This window comes from Lysinibacillus sp. 38-6, assembly GCF_046245175.1.
GTDB lineage: Bacteria > Bacillota > Bacilli > Bacillales_A > Planococcaceae > Lysinibacillus.
Map to the genome: position 1 here is coordinate 3,680,964 of NZ_CP176417.1, position 15,894 is coordinate 3,696,857.

At 38.6% G+C, this 15,894-nt stretch carries 14 protein-coding genes and 1 riboswitch; of the genes, 7 read left to right on the plus strand and 7 right to left on the minus strand.

Features of this window, described 5'->3' with window-relative positions; all coding sequences use genetic code 11:
- Nucleotides 1-9: 9 nt before the first annotated feature.
- Nucleotides 10-690 carry a GNAT family N-acetyltransferase gene (locus ACKVEV_RS18755; protein ID WP_409367723.1) on the plus strand — a complete coding sequence of 227 codons (681 nt, stop codon included), beginning with the start codon at nt 10-12 and terminating at the stop codon, nt 688-690.
- A 45-nt stretch (nt 691-735) separates the two neighbouring features.
- On the opposite strand, the gene ACKVEV_RS18760 is transcribed toward ACKVEV_RS18755, so the two are convergent.
- Nucleotides 736-1,446, minus strand: a complete 711-nt coding sequence (locus ACKVEV_RS18760) for a Fe-S oxidoreductase (RefSeq protein ID WP_409367724.1) — start codon at nt 1,444-1,446, stop codon at nt 736-738.
- Between the two features lie 120 nt (nt 1,447-1,566).
- Here ACKVEV_RS18760 and ACKVEV_RS18765 point away from each other — a divergent pair, with 120 nt between their 5' ends.
- Nucleotides 1,567-1,998, plus strand: coding sequence for a DUF4395 domain-containing protein (locus ACKVEV_RS18765; RefSeq protein WP_409367725.1), 432 nt, complete (start codon nt 1,567-1,569; stop codon nt 1,996-1,998).
- Nucleotides 1,999-2,268: 270 nt separating this feature from the next.
- Here ACKVEV_RS18765 and ACKVEV_RS18770 read toward each other — a convergent pair whose 3' ends face one another.
- From ACKVEV_RS18770 to ACKVEV_RS18780, 3 genes are all read right to left on the minus strand, one after another.
- Nucleotides 2,269-3,249, minus strand: a complete 981-nt coding sequence (locus tag ACKVEV_RS18770) for a multidrug resistance efflux transporter family protein (RefSeq protein WP_409367726.1) — start codon at nt 3,247-3,249, stop codon at nt 2,269-2,271.
- A 298-nt stretch (nt 3,250-3,547) separates the two neighbouring features.
- Nucleotides 3,548-4,777 (minus strand): peptidase T, encoded by a 1,230-nt coding sequence (gene pepT / locus ACKVEV_RS18775; protein WP_409367727.1) that lies wholly within the window; start codon nt 4,775-4,777, stop codon nt 3,548-3,550.
- Nucleotides 4,778-4,847: 70 nt separating this feature from the next.
- Complete coding sequence (locus tag ACKVEV_RS18780; RefSeq protein WP_409367728.1) at nt 4,848-5,498, minus strand: lysoplasmalogenase; 651 nt, start codon at nt 5,496-5,498, stop codon at nt 4,848-4,850.
- A 173-nt stretch (nt 5,499-5,671) separates the two neighbouring features.
- Here ACKVEV_RS18780 and ACKVEV_RS18785 point away from each other — a divergent pair, with 173 nt between their 5' ends.
- Nucleotides 5,672-7,351 (plus strand): hypothetical protein, encoded by a 1,680-nt coding sequence (locus ACKVEV_RS18785; protein ID WP_409367729.1) that lies wholly within the window; start codon nt 5,672-5,674, stop codon nt 7,349-7,351.
- Between the two features lie 49 nt (nt 7,352-7,400).
- On the opposite strand, the gene ACKVEV_RS18790 is transcribed toward ACKVEV_RS18785, so the two are convergent.
- A complete protein-coding gene (locus tag ACKVEV_RS18790; RefSeq protein WP_409367730.1) occupies nt 7,401-7,826 on the minus strand; it encodes a hypothetical protein in 426 nt (141 codons plus the stop codon).
- 202 nt (nt 7,827-8,028) lie between these two features.
- Nucleotides 8,029-8,760 (minus strand): class II chromate reductase ChrR, encoded by a 732-nt coding sequence (gene chrR / locus ACKVEV_RS18795; RefSeq protein ID WP_409367731.1) that lies wholly within the window; start codon nt 8,758-8,760, stop codon nt 8,029-8,031.
- Nucleotides 8,761-9,273: 513 nt separating this feature from the next.
- Here chrR and ACKVEV_RS18800 point away from each other — a divergent pair.
- Nucleotides 9,274-10,794 (plus strand): acetyl-CoA hydrolase/transferase family protein, encoded by a 1,521-nt coding sequence (locus ACKVEV_RS18800; RefSeq protein ID WP_409367732.1) that lies wholly within the window; start codon nt 9,274-9,276, stop codon nt 10,792-10,794.
- 584 nt (nt 10,795-11,378) lie between these two features.
- On the opposite strand, the gene ACKVEV_RS18805 is transcribed toward ACKVEV_RS18800, so the two are convergent.
- Complete coding sequence (locus ACKVEV_RS18805; RefSeq protein ID WP_409367733.1) at nt 11,379-12,020, minus strand: glycerol-3-phosphate acyltransferase; 642 nt, start codon at nt 12,018-12,020, stop codon at nt 11,379-11,381.
- A gap of 158 nt (nt 12,021-12,178) precedes the next feature.
- A riboswitch (SAM riboswitch) is annotated at nt 12,179-12,293 on the plus strand.
- A gap of 114 nt (nt 12,294-12,407) precedes the next feature.
- Here ACKVEV_RS18805 and ACKVEV_RS18810 point away from each other — a divergent pair.
- The 3 genes from ACKVEV_RS18810 (at nt 12,408) to ACKVEV_RS18820 (ending at nt 15,856) form a co-directional block, all read left to right on the plus strand.
- Entirely contained in the window at nt 12,408-13,709 is a 1,302-nt protein-coding gene (locus tag ACKVEV_RS18810; RefSeq protein ID WP_409367734.1) for an O-acetylhomoserine aminocarboxypropyltransferase/cysteine synthase family protein, read from the plus strand.
- A 354-nt stretch (nt 13,710-14,063) separates the two neighbouring features.
- Nucleotides 14,064-14,450 (plus strand): hypothetical protein, encoded by a 387-nt coding sequence (locus ACKVEV_RS18815; RefSeq protein WP_409367735.1) that lies wholly within the window; start codon nt 14,064-14,066, stop codon nt 14,448-14,450.
- A 419-nt stretch (nt 14,451-14,869) separates the two neighbouring features.
- Nucleotides 14,870-15,856 carry a homoserine dehydrogenase gene (locus tag ACKVEV_RS18820; protein WP_409367736.1) on the plus strand — a complete coding sequence of 329 codons (987 nt, stop codon included), beginning with the start codon at nt 14,870-14,872 and terminating at the stop codon, nt 15,854-15,856.
- Nucleotides 15,857-15,894 lie beyond the last annotated feature (38 nt).

A 15,894-nucleotide genomic window follows, 5' to 3' on the forward strand; every position in this document is an offset into this window, starting at 1 on the left:
GGTTTCGACATGGATAGAATTTATGAAGGATTGCTTGGAGAAACGCCTTTTTATGTGACGACATTACAACTGCAGCATTTACCGGCGATACTGACATTACAGCAAGAGGTATATGAAGCATTGCCGGATCAAAGCATTTTACAGCCGTTATCTACAGAAGAATTCGAATACATTTTGCAAGGAAATGGCTTGATGATTGGGGCATATGTTGAGAATGAGCTCATTGGCTTTCGAGCATTATTGAAACCACCTGTTGATGATGAACATCTTGGCTATGATTGCGCGATTCCAGAAGAGCAATTCCATCGCGTGTTATATCAAGAGATTTCAAATGTTTCGCCACAGTATCGAGGCTATGGACTGCAAAAAACGTTAGCTGCTATTGTGATGAAGGAAATTGATTTAGCTAGTTATGACTATGTGTGTTCAACGGTTAAACCGTATAATATTCCGAGTTTAAAAGATAAATTTTCCCAAGGGCTAGTCATTAAAGGCCTGAAAATTAAATATGTTGATAAATTGCGCTATATTTTTTATAAGGATTTACAACATGGGCAGCCACAATATATTGACAAGAAAGCTGTTTCCATGCGAGATACAGCGTTACAGCAGAAGCTTTTAAAAGAGGGCTATACAGGGACATCTATGTATGAAGAACAAAATGAGTGGTTCGTTGTTTATGAAAAATAAAAGAAAGCCTTACTTTTCACAAAACGTGAGAGGTAAGGCTTTTTGTTATTTCTTTAGTGGACAAAATCCACATGCCAGTAGACCGGGAATATCTTTTGAAAAGCAGCAAGATTTACGAACAGGAACATTCACTAAATTGGTAGGGCTCTGGCCACCGGTATATTCCGCCCACCACGATTTTTGTGAAAAACGAGCCCAAGTTTTAGGGTTCTCTAAAATTTCGATATCGTCCATTGCTTGGTCAGCTAAGCCGGGATTAGCCAACAATTGATGGTAGTGCCATAGTAGGTAACCGAAGAAATTTTCCCAAATGGTTAACGGGGAAATCGATGTTACTTTGCGTAGTTGCGAAACGATGACATGCCCGTCATATAATATTTTTTCAATAACTGCTTGTCGTTCCTCTTCATCTACATAACGCCAATCGTTAGGATTAACGAACATCGCGACAGTAAAGCTATTAAATTCCTTAGCTGCATCAAAGCGAAGTTCAATTGGTTTTCCATCCCATATTTCATCGTAAGCGGCAAGCATATAAAGCTGCATAGCAAAAAACATGCCGTAGCGTCGTGCGAAATGGGAGATGGCTGCCGATTCTGTTGCGGCATCTGTAATGCCCATCATCAGGTTTAAAAAATCAGGATGGTAGAAGTCTTTATGTATATCGGCCAACGTAAATAAAGTTCGTTTTGGCTCTGTTGTATAAATACTGTAGGAATTTAGTTGTCTGACTTGATCCATCGTTAATGCGGGCATTGTCATCACCTTTTCTTTTCAATCATTCATTACCTTCAATTATAAGTTATTCATTTTTACTTCACAAATGGAATGCAATATAGTAAAATACATTAAACATATAAGAAAGGTTGGTTTTAGATGCCGTTAACACATGCAATTCCAAGACCGCTTGTACGTTTCAATCAATGGACCATTTTGCTTAGTGTGTTATTATCGTGGATTACCGGTTATGCATGGCTATTAGCGATTCCTTTAGTTGCAAATTTACTCGGTGTTTTATGTCATTTTAATCCGGTTATCAGATTTGGAAAATTGTTTTTGCGAAAAGCGCCTACTGCCTATATACCGGAAGACGCGCAACAACAAAAGTTTAATTCGAGTATTGCAAGCATATGTTTAGCTAGTGGGCTAGTAGCATTTTTATGTGATTGGCAAGTAGTGGGGTATGTGATGACAACGATGGTGGCGATCGCTTCATCAGTAGCAATTGCTGGATTTTGTATCGGTTGTTTTTTGCATTTCCAATTAAAACAATGGCAATACCGCCGTTCACTAAAAAAGATCGTGTGATGTATTAAAAAAATTTTTAGTTAATTTAAAGATTGTAGTTGACAATTTAATTGATAATGATTATCATTATCATTGTAAAGATTATTCCTTCTCTGCAAAACGAGTGTAGAGAGGATGAACTTTAGCTACTTTTCTCCAGAAGTTTGCTAGTTCATAAAGCGCTCCTAAAACCCCCCTCATTTTTTGGGAACGTAAAATCTCTAGACGACTCATCCTTATGGAATGAGTCGTCCTTTTTATTGTTTGTCGACAACAGATCATAACCCTCTATTAGGTGGAGCTAGATTGTTTAGAAGGGGATGATTGTTGAGGGACACTTTTCTTTCCAAGAATCATCGTATAGTAGCTATGCAGCAACATACCGACAATGATAACACCAAGCCCGGCAAGAGCAATCGGGTCTGGGAACGCAATGCCGAGTAGTAGCACCTCACCAACAATGACAAATAGTATTTCCGTCGATTGGGTTGCCTCAACAGCGGCCAGTTTGCCTTGATGTTCGCGAACGCGGTCAGTTGCGATGAAAAATAGAATGGTCGCTATGACGCCTGAACTAATACCGACAAGTAATGATTGGAACACTTGGTTTAATGAAGGGAGCCCAACGGTTAACACGGCATATATAGCCATAACAATCCATGCAGGCATGGAAGCAACAGTCATACCAAGCACCCGTTGGAATGTATCGACACGTCCTCCACACAACTCCATCATTTTACGATTACCGAGTGGATAAGCAAAAGCTGCGATGACGACCGGCAAAATACCTAATGCTAGATTTTTCGATGTCACAGATTGTGCTTGTGGTATTTGAATAAGTAAAATACCAGCTAGAATAACGCACGAAATAAGTAACGAAATCAACGGGATTTTTTGACGCACTGTTTTTCCAGCGATTACTGATACAAAAAGGGGAGCAAGTAGAACCCCAGCAACAATTGTAAATTGCCATGTACCGGAAACGAGCCAGCCTGGGCCGAATGCAGCTGCAAATGTAAGTGGTGCATAAAATAGCACAAAGCCAACAAAGCTCCATAGTAGCCATGCGACAGGTTTATTTTTCATTTCATTTGTCAGCTGTGAAAAGCCTTTACGATAAAAAACGATAGCTAGTAAAAAAGGTAGCATGAAGAAATAACGAAGTGAGGCGCTCCATAGCCAGCTACCACCTTGCATTTCCATTGCATGATTTAAAATAAATGTTACAGCAAAAAATAGAGACGCTAAAATGCCTAAAGCAATTTCTTTCATAATCTATCACCCTAACTTTTATGTAATTCGAAAATTCAGTTATTTGTATCGAGAAGTCAGCATGGAAATCGATTTATTAGGGGGACTTTTTGAGCCAGCTCATAAATCTAGACGCAAGTGTTGTGCAGGAAAGAAAAAATCCGCATAGACTCCTAAGAACAAGCAAATGCACCGATTTTGAGTGAACTGTGCTAGTCGTGCCTTATTCATCGGGAGCGAAGCGGATTTTAGTTTCTTGAAGACTGTTTATAGCGTCTTTGCTTGAAATTGATTATTATCGCTCGAATGTAAAAATAACTTACTTACCTTGCTGTTCAAATAGCTGCACGATTTCAATAATAACTTGTGTAGCTTTTTCCATTGTTTCGGCAGATACATATTCGTATTTACCATGCATGTTCTCGCCACCAGCAAATATATTTGGAGTTGGTAAGCCCATGTAAGATAGTTGAGAGCCGTCTGTACCACCACGAATCGGTAATGTATTCGGTGTAATATCTAATTTTTCCATAGCTTGGCGTGCAATGTCTACAATTTCTTTTACAGGCTCAATTTTTTCACCCATATTATAGTATTGATCCTCAATTGAAATTGTCAGTGCATCTTTGCCAAATTGCGCTTGAATTTTAGCAGCAGCATCACGCATTAATTGTTTTTTCGCCTCAAACTTTTGACGGTCATGGTCACGCACGATATAAGAAAGCTCAGTATGTTCAATAGTCCCTTTAAAGTCCATTAAATGAATAAAGCCCTCATATCCTTCTGTTTTCTCAGGTACTGCATCCGTTGGCATTTCGTTTTGGAATGCAATAGCCATCGTAATTGAGTTGACCATTTTATTTTTCGCTGAACCTGGGTGTACACTAGTTCCTTTTGTAATCACTTTAACGCCAGCGGCATTAAAGCTTTCGTATTGTAGCTCGCCTAATGGTCCACCGTCCATTGTATATGCATAGTCAGCTCCGAATGCAGCGACATCAAATTTATGAGGTCCGCGCCCGATTTCTTCATCTGGAGTGAATGCTACACGTAATTTACCGTGCTTAATGGAAGGGTTATGAATTAAGTATTCCATAGCCGTCATGATTTCAGCGATGCCCGCTTTATCGTCTGCACCTAATAGTGTCGTACCGTCTGTTGTAATGAGTGTTTGTCCAACGTAATTTTTAAGTTCAGGGAATTCGTTTGGCGACATGACTAAATTTTCGTTTAAATGAATAGCACCGCCATCGTAATTGTCAATTCGCTGTGGATTAACATTTTTGCCTGTGAAATCAGTGGCTGTATCCACATGCGCTAGAAAGCCTAGTGTTGGTACTTCTTTATCTGTATTTGCTTCAAGTGTTGCAAATAAATAGCCATTGTCATCTAATGTAATGTCTGTTAAGCCAATTGCAGCAAGTTCATCCTTCAAAATATGCAATAAATCAAATTGCTTTTGAGTAGAAGGAGTTGTTTCACTTGTAAAGTCTGATTGCGTATCGATTTTTGCGTAGCGAATTAATCGCTCGATTACTTGTTCTTTCATAGAATATATGGCCTCCTTTTTAGGTGTCTGGCACTCAAACAATTCAGAATTGTTTGAGTGCCAGGCACTTTCATTGTACCACTTTACTTCGGATTTCGGAATATTGAACGATGCTCAATGCAATAAGTAATTGCGCACAATAATACGTCAGCATAATAACCTCGTGTGAAAAAGGTAATGGCATAACAAATTTATTCACCGCTAAATATGAGTCCGATACGATAAACAAAATAGCACCAATTATCGCGAATGTAGAACGTGTGCGAATGGCAGTCCAGCCCATCGTTAAGATAATTGACATATAGGCAAGAACTGCAACAGTAAGTACTGTTTCTCCCGATTTAAAAACGGTGCTCGCAATCCATATGGCCATTATTGCCCCGTATAGAAGTAATAGGCCCTTTGCCCATTTTGGTACGGGCTGTTCACTAGTGCTAGAAAAAGCGAAGATATAAAAAATATGCCCTATTAAGAAGCTAGTAAGACCGATCAGGAACCATTGTAATGTGTAATCTCCTATCATACAAAATACTAAGCCTATAATAATGAATAATTGATATTTTTTTATCGATTGTGCTTTTGTAGTTGCCGCCATAAAAATAATCAAAATCATTGGGATGATTTTGAAAATGAGTGTTAAACGTTGGTCAATATGTGAAAAGAAAAAAATATAATACAGACCAAACAAGATGATGAATGCTAACAATATTTTTCTAGCCAAATTTTCAGCTCCTTTTCTTTGAAATTCTCTATCTATGTTTAAATTCCCTTTTTGATTATAATATCTTTTGCTCCACGGTGGGTGAGGTGGGTATCCGTTCAGTTTATGTTTGAAACTTTTTCGCTATGTAACCGTAAATAAGAAAGACAGTAAGTGAGGAGAGGGTGAATGAAATGACTAAGCTATTGATAGCTTCTGCAGTCATTGCAATTATTGCGAGTGTATTATTAACACCGCTCATAACGAAAAAGCGTGAAGATGGACAATCGAAGAAAGTAATTGGCTACTTTTTTATCGCTGTATTTGTTATCGGATTTATCGCATCGGGTATTGCGCTCTATGTGACAAAAATTGATGTTAACTGGCTTGTCTTTTGGCCGGTAATTATACTACTAACTTTATGTGGTGCATTTCTAGCAAGTGGTATTGAAAGAAAAATAAAAGGTATTTTATTTTTAGCGAGCTTAGTAGTGGGGGTTTATGTATTGTCCGCACCACTATGGAATGCTAACGATAAATTTAAATCTTCGGAAATGAAAGAAGAGGTCGAGATTAAGCCGTTTGATGAAACACAAACACCGGCAAGCGTCCCACCTAAATTCGTCCGCAATAAAATGAAAAAAGCGTTTGGGCAAGTACCAAATACAAGTTATTATGAGCTAGGGCGTTTACAGATTCAAAAAGTAAATGGTGAATATGTTTATATTGCACCAGTTGAATTTTCGGGCTTCTTTAAATGGATGAACGGTAAAACGACGCCGGGGTATTTTACAATGAGTGCTACGGATTCAGCGGATAACCCAAAATTTATCGCACAGGAAATGAAATATGTTCCTTCTGCTTATTTAAATGCTAATTTAGAGCGTCATATGCGCTTACAGCATCCATTCCTTATTTTCTACGGGGATGTTCAACTGGAAATCGATGATGACGGTAAACCGTATTATATTCGTTCATATGGGGAATTTATATCTGCACGAAATGGCTTTGATGTAAAAGGTATCGTTCTTGTTGATGCATTGACAGGTAAATCTGAAGTTGTAAAATTAGCTGACGTGCCAGCATTTATCGATGGTGCTGTTTCACCTGAGACAGTAAGTTTACAAAATAGTTATTATGGCAAATATGTGCATGGTTATTGGAATAGTATGTTTGGTAAAAAAGATGTCAAGTTACCTTCTGATGAGGGCACGGAAGCGAATGTTAGTCCAATTTTCGATGAAGCCGGCGATATGTATTACTTCACAGACTTCACGAGTCCAAAAGAGGGCGTCGATTCTATGCTAGGCTACTCATTAACAAATGCCCGCACGGGTGAAGCGACATATTATACAGGAAATAAAGATGAATCGTATATGGATTCCCAGGGCAATTTGCAAATTATTGAAAAGAAATTTATTGAGAAAAAATGGGCAGGAGAAATGCCTGTATTATATAACTTTTATGGTGAGGCGAGTTGGTTAACAGCCGTGCTGGATTCTAATGGCTTCCTACAAAATTACTTTATTGTTTCGGCTGCAAATCCTGAAATATCCGCTTATGCTACAACACCAAAAGAAGCGTTGAAATTATATAAAACAGCGCTTAGTCGTGGTGGTAGTACAGTCGATGGTAGTTCTCATGCAGAGCAAAAAAATGCAAGCGGGACAGTAGTGCGCGTTTATAAGGAACGCCTTGGAGACTTCACGATTGTATCGTTTTTACTGAATAATGGTGAAAACTATTTAGTAAGTGCGGAAACAGAGCCGTTGGCGATTTATTTACAAGAGGGCGATGAAGTCATCCTCACATATAATGAAACAGGAGAGCAATTCTTACCAGTACGCTCGCTCATTATTAAAGGGCTACAATAAAGCAAAAGACGATCAGCACAATGAATTTTTATTGTCTTGATCGTCTTTTTTATTTGTTTTGCGTCTCGATGTAACGAAGCATCTTTTCTTTATGATTTGCAAAAAGTGTTGAGGCATGATCGTTTAAAGCGAGAATTTCTTGCATATAGTCATGTAACAAATTAAGTTCGTAGTCAAAAGTAGTAGCTGATTCTTGTTCCATCATATACTCCAAGAGAAGGGCATGTAATACTACTACTTCAAGGTTTTGAGTATTCGTTACAAATTTTAAATTTAAAATGCTTGTATAGGAAACGAATTGATCGACATAGGCAATTGCATCTTTGTACTGTTCGAGATCGATATGTTGTTCTAGCCGTTTTCTTAAAAGTACACACTCATTGTTTAAGTCTTGAATTTTTAAAAATAAACCTCTTACGCTTCTCTTATGTTGTTGTTCTAGGGTACGAGCAAGATGCTTATTGACGTAGGACATGTTGACATAACTCCTTTCGAGATAGAGTCCTTCTATTAATATTAATGGAAATGTTGGAAAAGGGAAGAGTCTTTTCGTTTAATTTGTCCCTGAATTTAACATATCAAACAAGACAAAAATACTAGTTTGATAACAAAAAGTCGTTTTAAATATGAAAAAAATGGAGTTACTATCATACGATAGTAACCCCATTTTCTAAATGCTATTTCCAGTTAAATCCTTTTTGTGCTAAGAAGCTATTGATATGAGGACGACGTTGTTCGATAAGGAAGTCTGCCATTTGCTTCGTCCAGTTATCAATTTTACGGTTCGAGGAACGACTATTATAATAGGCTTCCATCGTTTCATTGTATGAAGGTAAAAGTTCTTCATACTTGGCTGTATTGTATTCATTTTCGTGTAGGACAGCTGCCACTGGTAAACGAGGCTTAACCTCATTGCGGCGAGCGGGAACACCAATTGTTAAACCGAACAATGGGAAAACATAATCAGGTAGATTAAATAACTCACTAATTTCTTCAGGTTTATTACGCACACCGCCGATATAGCAAATGCCATATCCCATCGATTCAGCCGCAACAACAAAGTTTTGCGCAAATAATGATACATCCGCTACACCTACGAGAACGTTCTCCGCAGAATCAGCGACTATATCAACGCCCTCTAATTTCCCGGCCATTTGCAGTCGTTTAAAGTCTACACAAAAGACAAAAGCACCACCCGACGTTTCGTATTGACGTGGATTTCCAGAGAGCAAGCCTAACTTTTCTTTTTTCTCCTCGTCTGTTACCCAAATGACGCTATATGCTTGTACAAAGTGAGATGTTGCAGCCATTTGAGCAGTAGCAATTAAATCTTCGACAATTTCTTTAGAGATTGGATTTCCATCATAAATTCGAACAGAAGAGTGACTACGTAATAATTCTTTTACCATTTAAAAATCCCCTTTTACCCATTTTATATATCAAAAGCATAGCACGCTTTTTAGCTAAAATCGAATGATATTCCATCTGGCAAATAGCTATCATTTTAGTCTGAACCTCACACCTAAAGAAAAAATTTTACAAGAGGGCCATTGAATTTAGTAAAAGTATTATGTGTAAAGTTTTTTAGTTGAAGGTAGCGGAGGGGGTGACTCCTGCTCAGAACAGCACGCAGCGTAAGACGGAGGCATTCGACCCGATAGCTAGGGTTGTGGCTTACGGTGCTGAGCGGACATCAACGTTATCGAAAAAATGCTTGATTGATTACAGTATTGCTAACAATTTAAAATCCCTCGTTAAGTAAAATATTTTGTTAGATATAGCTTAAATCTTCTGAATAGTGTAAAATTATGTATGGCGACAGGTTATTTATCTCCTGTTTTTTTACATTGGTTGGGTGTACCGATGACAAGGACAAATAATCTAGTTGAAGTAAATATAAATGTGGGATGGAGGAATAAGGAATGGATGAAAAGTTAGCAAAAAAGCTTCGTAATGAACAGTTACGAAACAAAGTTGTAACAGCAGAAGAAGCAGCATCTTGGATTAAGGACGGCATGGTACTTGGTATGAGTGGATTTACACGTGCAGGTGACGTAAAAGTGGTACCGCTTGCACTTGTTGAGAAAGCGAAAACAGAAAGCTTCAAAGTAGATGTATATACAGGTGCATCTCTTGGGCCTGAAGTGGACCAATACTTAGCAGAAGCGGGTGTTATTCGCAAGCGTAGCCCTTTCCAAGCTGATTCAGGTATTCGTAATAAGATCAATAGTGGTGATATCACTTATGTAGATGCCCATCTATCACACAATGCGGAACTAGTACGTCAAGGTATTATTGGTCCGATTGACTTTGCGATAATTGAAGCTACTGCCATTACAGAAGACGGCTTATTAATTCCTACAACTTCAGTTGGTAACTCTCCGATTTTTGTACAAGAAGCAGACCAAGTAATCATTGAGCTTAACGTAGCTCAGCTTGATGCGTTAGAAGGTGTGCATGATATATTTGTACCAGGGCCACAGGGTAAACGTGATCCAATTCCAATGCTAAAGGCGTCAGACCGTCTTGGCACAATAGGTATTCCACTCGATTTAGATAAAGTAAAGGGTATTGTCATTTCAGATATTTTAGATGCGCCGTCAACAATTGTTCCAGCAGATGAAGAAACGGACATTATGGCGAACCACCTACTGAATTTCTTGCGTGAAGAAATTAAAGTAGGTCGTTTAACGACGAGTTTACGCCCAATCCAATCAGGTGTAGGGTCTGTAGCGAACGCTGTACTATTAGGTTTCAAAGATTCCGAATTTGAAAATTTAGAAGTTTATTCGGAAGTACTACAAGATGCTGTTTTTGAATTAATGGATGCAGGAAAAGTAAGCTTTGCATCTGCTACTTCTATTACCCTATCTGAAGAAGTAGGAAACCGCGTTTACGGAAATTTTGAAAAATATGCTGATAAATTAGTATTACGCCCACAGGAAATTTCTAACTATCCGGAAATTATCCGCCGACTCGGTTTGATTTCGGTCAATACAGCACTTGAATTAGATATTTACGGGAACGTCAATTCAACACATGTTTCGGGTACAAAAATGATGAATGGTATTGGTGGTTCTGGAGATTTTGCTCGTAATGCGCGATTAGGTATTTTCGTAACAAAATCGTATGCAAAGGGCGGGAAAATTTCGAGTATCGTGCCGATGGTTTCGCATGTAGACCATACAGAACACGATGTAGATATTATCGTCACAGAGCAAGGCGTTGCAGATTTACGAGGCTTAGCACCTAAAGAGCGCGTTGGCCGTATTATTGATAACTGTGCGCATCCTGATTATAAAGAGCAATTATGGGCGTACTTTAACGAAGCGAATGAAGTAACAGGTGGACACCATACACCACATATTTTAGAAAAAGCGCTTTCTTGGCATGTGAATTTAGCGAAGAATGGTACAATGCTAGATCCATCATTTGCTAAGTAATATATTAAGAAAAAGTGTTAGATTGACTGCCATCAATCTAACACTTTTTTGCTATGCCGTTGATGCGTCTTACAACTTGTGCAGTTGTGAGAATTGTATGAGTGCCTGGCACCTGTTCTGTGCTGCGTCTTCTGGACAAAATCTTAAATTGTTCTTTTGCAAGAATATAAATTTAAAAGACGTACTAGTTGGTGCTAGGGAAGGCGGCTACTCCTGCGGGAACGCACGTATAGTTAGTCGCAACAAACCGCGCGTTTGCGAGGATTGCGGCTAACTGTGCTGAGCGGAAAGCACCGCTGAAGCGGACATCAAAGCATAGCAAAAGGATAATGATTAATGGTGATTACCGCATTGCCAAATGAATGAAGCTTTAGCTATTTTCCTCTTTTGCAATCGTTAAAATATAGTAGTGTCTTCTAGTTGATGGTAGCGAAGGTGGTGACTCCTGCGGGACAGCACATAGCGTAAGACGCAACAAGCCGCGCGCTAGCGAGGGTTGCGGCTTACGGTGTGCCCGCGGAAAGCACCGCCGAAGCGGACATCAACGGCATAGTAATAATTCCACTTCCGAAGAAATTATTTGTTTATATAGATTTTTTAAAGGCAGATGTTACTTTCGGTTCGGTCCCATTGAAAAGCCGTTTAATATTTTCGATGTGCAAGATGAGTGCTAAGCATAGCAGTAGCGTTGCAATAATAGTCGGGCCAACTCCGGGTATCCATAAATAAGTTGCAGTACAAAATACAAGATAAAATGCAAGCACACCAACAATTAAATAATTGGTTAATAAAGATAAAACAACAAATAATATAAGTGCGAATAAGGCAATTTTCCAATCGACGGCAAGTAAAATGCCAATAATGGATGCAGTCCCTTTGCCACCTTTGAAGCCCATATAGAACGGGAAATTATGACCTAAAATAACACTAGCAGCCATTGTAAAGATGAAGAGCCACATTTGAATTTCCGTGAATTGTGATGCATTGTTTGAGAAGTAATTGAGTGCACAGAGAACCGCGACGACCCCTTTACCAATATCAATAACTGCGACTAATATGCCATATTTCCAGCCGAGAGAAAGTGTTGCGTTGGAGGCACCGGCATTACCATAACCTGCTTTTTTCAAATCTACACCCGATAAAAATTGGGCCACTTTAGAGCCATGAATGCAGCCGATTAAATAACCAATAACAATCATAATAAAAAATATCATGGCTTTTTCCATTAATAAATGCTCCTTTCAATTTATAGGTTTACTCTAGTATATGTGCTCTTTTTACGTAATGGAGCAGACAGAAGTTTCAGAAAAAAATAATTTTTACTGTTGACAGAAAAAAAGTCTATGTTTATACTGTGTAACAACGATGGAAATTGAATCACATACTCTTATCAAGAGCGGCGGAGGGAATAGGCCCTATGATGCCCGGCAACCAGTGAGTGACGAACTTGCTAAGGTGCTAATTCCTACAGATTCTTACTTGGATCTGGCAGATAAGGGGAGGAAAACTTGCAACCGCAACCCTCTTCTTAACTGAAGAGGGTTTTTGTTTTCTACACATAAATCCTCCTCATCTCCGGTACCATCGTCAAAACCATTAAGGAGGAAGAAAATATGTCGAATTTCAAACCAGAAACATTACTATTACACGGTGGTCAAGAGCCTGATCCAGTGACAGGTTCACGAACAGTACCAGTGTATCGTTCAACAGCTTTCGTATTTAAAGACACTGCTCATGCGCAACGTCTTTTCGCTTTAGAAGAAGCGGGTAATATTTATACACGTATTACAAACCCAACAGTAGATGTATTTGAAAAGCGCGTCGCTTTATTGGAAGGCGGTACAGCAGCAGTAGCACTTTCATCAGGTGCAGCAGCAATCGCATTTTCCATTTTAAATCTAGCTGGAGCAGGGGATGAAATTGTAGCAGCAAGCTCTTTATACGGAGGCACATATAACTTATTAGCAAATACACTACCAAACTACGGCATTAAAACGATTTTCGTAGATGAAACAAACCCAGAGAATTTCCGTTCGGCAATTAACGAAAAGACAAAAGCAGTGTTCGCTGAAATTTATGGCAACCCGAGTTTAAAGGTGCTAGATGTGGAAGCAGTAGCGACGATTGCACATGAAAATGGCTTGCCTTTAATCATTGATAGCACATTTGCTTCACCATACGGAGCAACACCAATCGACTTCGGGGCAGATATCGTAGTGCACTCAGCGACAAAATGGATTGGCGGTCACGGTACAACTTTAGGTGGCATCGTTGTAGACGCTGGGAAATTTGATTGGACACAAGGAAGATTTCCTGGTTTTACAGAGCCAGATGCTTCTTATCATGGTTTACGTTACGGTATTGATACTGCAGCGGCTGCATTTGCCACAAAACTGCGCGTACAATTACTTCGAGATTTTGGACCAACGTTGAGTGCAGATGCTGCATTTAACTTATTGCAAGGTTTAGAAACGCTTCATTTGCGTATTCCTAAACATAATGAAAATGCGTTAGCAGTCGCAGAGTATTTACGTAACCACCCATCTGTGGAATATGTAAACTATAATGGATTAGAGGATTTTGCTTCGCACGATTTAGCGAAAAAATATTTGAAAAATGGCTTCGGTTCAGTGCTTACATTTGGCATTAAAGGTGGACGTGAAGCAGGGCGTCAACTAATAGACAGCGTGAAATTATTTTCACACGTAGCCAACGTTGGAGATGCAAAATCGTTAATTATTCATCCAGCATCTACAACGCATCAACAATTATCTGCTGAAGAACTTATCCAAACTGGCGTTTCCGAGTCGCTCATTCGCTTATCAATCGGATTAGAAGCAGTAGAGGATATCATTGCAGATTTAGAACAAGCTATCGCACAAGTAACAACAACTGAACAAACAGTAGAAGCATAAAAAATAAATACTGATAATGTCGTAACGTTAACGTATTTTTCTCATTCGAAATGCCCCATTTGGTAATGCGCATAACGTTGCAACATTAATCATGGCCTCATTTGGCTAATACGCTCATTAATACCTAGTAACTTTATAAGTATTCTTGACTTAGGTAAAACCATGTTATATACTAGGAATTAATTTAAATGTTCGCTTGGCTACCAATCGAGAACTAAGTTAAACAGTTTGATACACAAAAGATACCAACTAATTTGTTTTCATAAGTGCTCCCCCACTTTTGAATAAAGGGAGTAGCTACACAGCCAGTAGTTACTCCCACTTAAAAAAACTGATCGAAAAGGAGTGTTAAAAATGGGAAATGTATATTGTGCACAAAATATAACTGCTTATATTATTTATGAATTAAATGAAAGTCATCATTTTGTGAACAACATGTCCATTCAAAGCTTACTTTCGACAGTTGAAACGAAATGGCAACAAACTTTTGGACATAGTGCTTTTAATGAAGCTGTATATGTAAAAGAAGAAGGCTATATAGTAAAAGAAGTTTTTGAAGAGTATAAAGCTCACGGTACAGGTCATATTGCGCTTCCAGCGACAGAGTATTATTTGCAATATGGATCTTTTCAATTAATTGAACGCACGTATGCAGTACCAAACTTTACACAGGAAGAAGTAGAGTTAGTGCAGTCAGCTTTAGCACAATATCGAGAACGCTTATTTTTACAAGCAAGTTAACCTTCCCTTATATTATTAAGCTCATTCTCTACTGCTATAGGGAATGAGTTTTTTTTATTGTGTTAGCTTAGCTTGTTATATTTATTGGGACTTTTTAAAACAGCCATTCTATATGGACTATCTTCATACATATATAATAGAAGAAAGGCAATTCATTTTCGCTAAAAGAATCGTCAATAATTGTTCAAAAATTATAGATTTATGAAAAAAACGTATAGTAAAGGCAATGAAACCGATTTCTTTTGCACGCCTAGAGAAAACAAATGTCCATCCTAGAAAGATTTTTCTTGTGCAATGTATTTGTTTGCGTTACAATTTTCTGTAGGTTTAAATTTTGAATTATTTGAATATGTGCTTGTAGATGCACACTTTATATAGATATAAAACTGGAGAAAAGTACGTTGGAGGGAATAACTAGTATGGCAACTATAAAGGCAGCGATCTTAGGATTTGGAACTGTAGGTCAAGGGATTTACCATATATTAAATGAAAAACGTGAAGAACTTAAACATAAATTAGGCATTGAATTAGAAGTAGCAAAAATTTTAGTAACAGATGCTAGTCGAGAACGCGTTCCCGGCACAGCGCATTTAATGACAACGAGTATGGATGAGGTTTTAGCGGAGCCTGGCATGCAAGTTGTATTTGAAGCGATTGTCAATGAAGAGCCGGCATTCGGTTATTTAAAGCGTGCAGTGGAACATAAGTGTCATGTTATTACAGCAAACAAGGTGATGTTTGCAAAACGTGGCTTAGAGTTACAGGAGCTCGCAAAGGCAAATGGTGTATTCGTCGGCTTTGAAGCAACAACTGCAGGTGGTGTACCTGTGATTAAAACGATGAAAAATATTTTGCTTGTAAATGATGTAAGTCGTATTCAAGGTATTTTAAATGGTACATCCAATTATATTTTAACGAAAATGCGTGCGCAAGGCTGGTCATTCGAGAAAGCCTTAAAAGAAGCACAAAACCTAGGGTATGCAGAAGCGGACCCGTATAATGATATATCTGGTCAAGATGCCTTTAAAAAGCTAATGATTTTAAGTGCTTTAGCCTTTGGTGAGCAGCCTGATTGGGCGGACGTTGAGGTTATTGGCATTGATTGTATTTCAGCACAGCAGGTCAAAGAAGCTTGCGAAAAAGGCTTGCGTTACCGCCATGTAGCTGAGGTAGAGAAACTTGCGAATGGCAAAGTGGTCGCAAAAGTCGGTCCACTATTAGTAGATAAAGAGCATCCACTGTATCCGGTTGATGATGTAAATAATGCCGTTGCACTTGAAACCAATTATATCGGTACATTAACATTGGTAGGACCAGGTGCAGGTATGTATCCAACGGCAAGCGTGATGGTCGAAGATTACGCTGAGATTATCGGTAAACGTGCCGGCTTTGTCGTTAGTATTTAGTTAAGTAGGTGCCAGGCACTCAAACAATTCAAAATTGT

What these genes read in the sequence shown, in the direction of transcription:
- ACKVEV_RS18815 (WP_409367735.1), top strand. Translation starts at nt 14,064, where the DNA reads ATGGGAAATGTATATTGTGCACAAAATATAACTGCTTATATTATTTAT.
- ACKVEV_RS18770 (WP_409367726.1), bottom strand. Translation starts at nt 3,249, where the DNA reads ATGAAAGAAATTGCTTTAGGCATTTTAGCGTCTCTATTTTTTGCTGTA.
- pepT (WP_409367727.1), bottom strand. Translation starts at nt 4,777, where the DNA reads ATGAAAGAACAAGTAATCGAGCGATTAATTCGCTACGCAAAAATCGAT.
- ACKVEV_RS18790 (WP_409367730.1), bottom strand. Translation starts at nt 7,826, where the DNA reads ATGTCCTACGTCAATAAGCATCTTGCTCGTACCCTAGAACAACAACAT.
- ACKVEV_RS18820 (WP_409367736.1), top strand. Translation starts at nt 14,870, where the DNA reads ATGGCAACTATAAAGGCAGCGATCTTAGGATTTGGAACTGTAGGTCAA.
- chrR (WP_409367731.1), bottom strand. Translation starts at nt 8,760, where the DNA reads ATGGTAAAAGAATTATTACGTAGTCACTCTTCTGTTCGAATTTATGAT.
- ACKVEV_RS18810 (WP_409367734.1), top strand. Translation starts at nt 12,408, where the DNA reads ATGTCGAATTTCAAACCAGAAACATTACTATTACACGGTGGTCAAGAG.
- ACKVEV_RS18800 (WP_409367732.1), top strand. Translation starts at nt 9,274, where the DNA reads ATGGATGAAAAGTTAGCAAAAAAGCTTCGTAATGAACAGTTACGAAAC.
- ACKVEV_RS18765 (WP_409367725.1), top strand. Translation starts at nt 1,567, where the DNA reads ATGCCGTTAACACATGCAATTCCAAGACCGCTTGTACGTTTCAATCAA.
- ACKVEV_RS18760 (WP_409367724.1), bottom strand. Translation starts at nt 1,446, where the DNA reads ATGCCCGCATTAACGATGGATCAAGTCAGACAACTAAATTCCTACAGT.
- ACKVEV_RS18805 (WP_409367733.1), bottom strand. Translation starts at nt 12,020, where the DNA reads ATGGAAAAAGCCATGATATTTTTTATTATGATTGTTATTGGTTATTTA.
- ACKVEV_RS18755 (WP_409367723.1), top strand. Translation starts at nt 10, where the DNA reads ATGGATAGAATTTATGAAGGATTGCTTGGAGAAACGCCTTTTTATGTG.
- ACKVEV_RS18785 (WP_409367729.1), top strand. Translation starts at nt 5,672, where the DNA reads ATGACTAAGCTATTGATAGCTTCTGCAGTCATTGCAATTATTGCGAGT.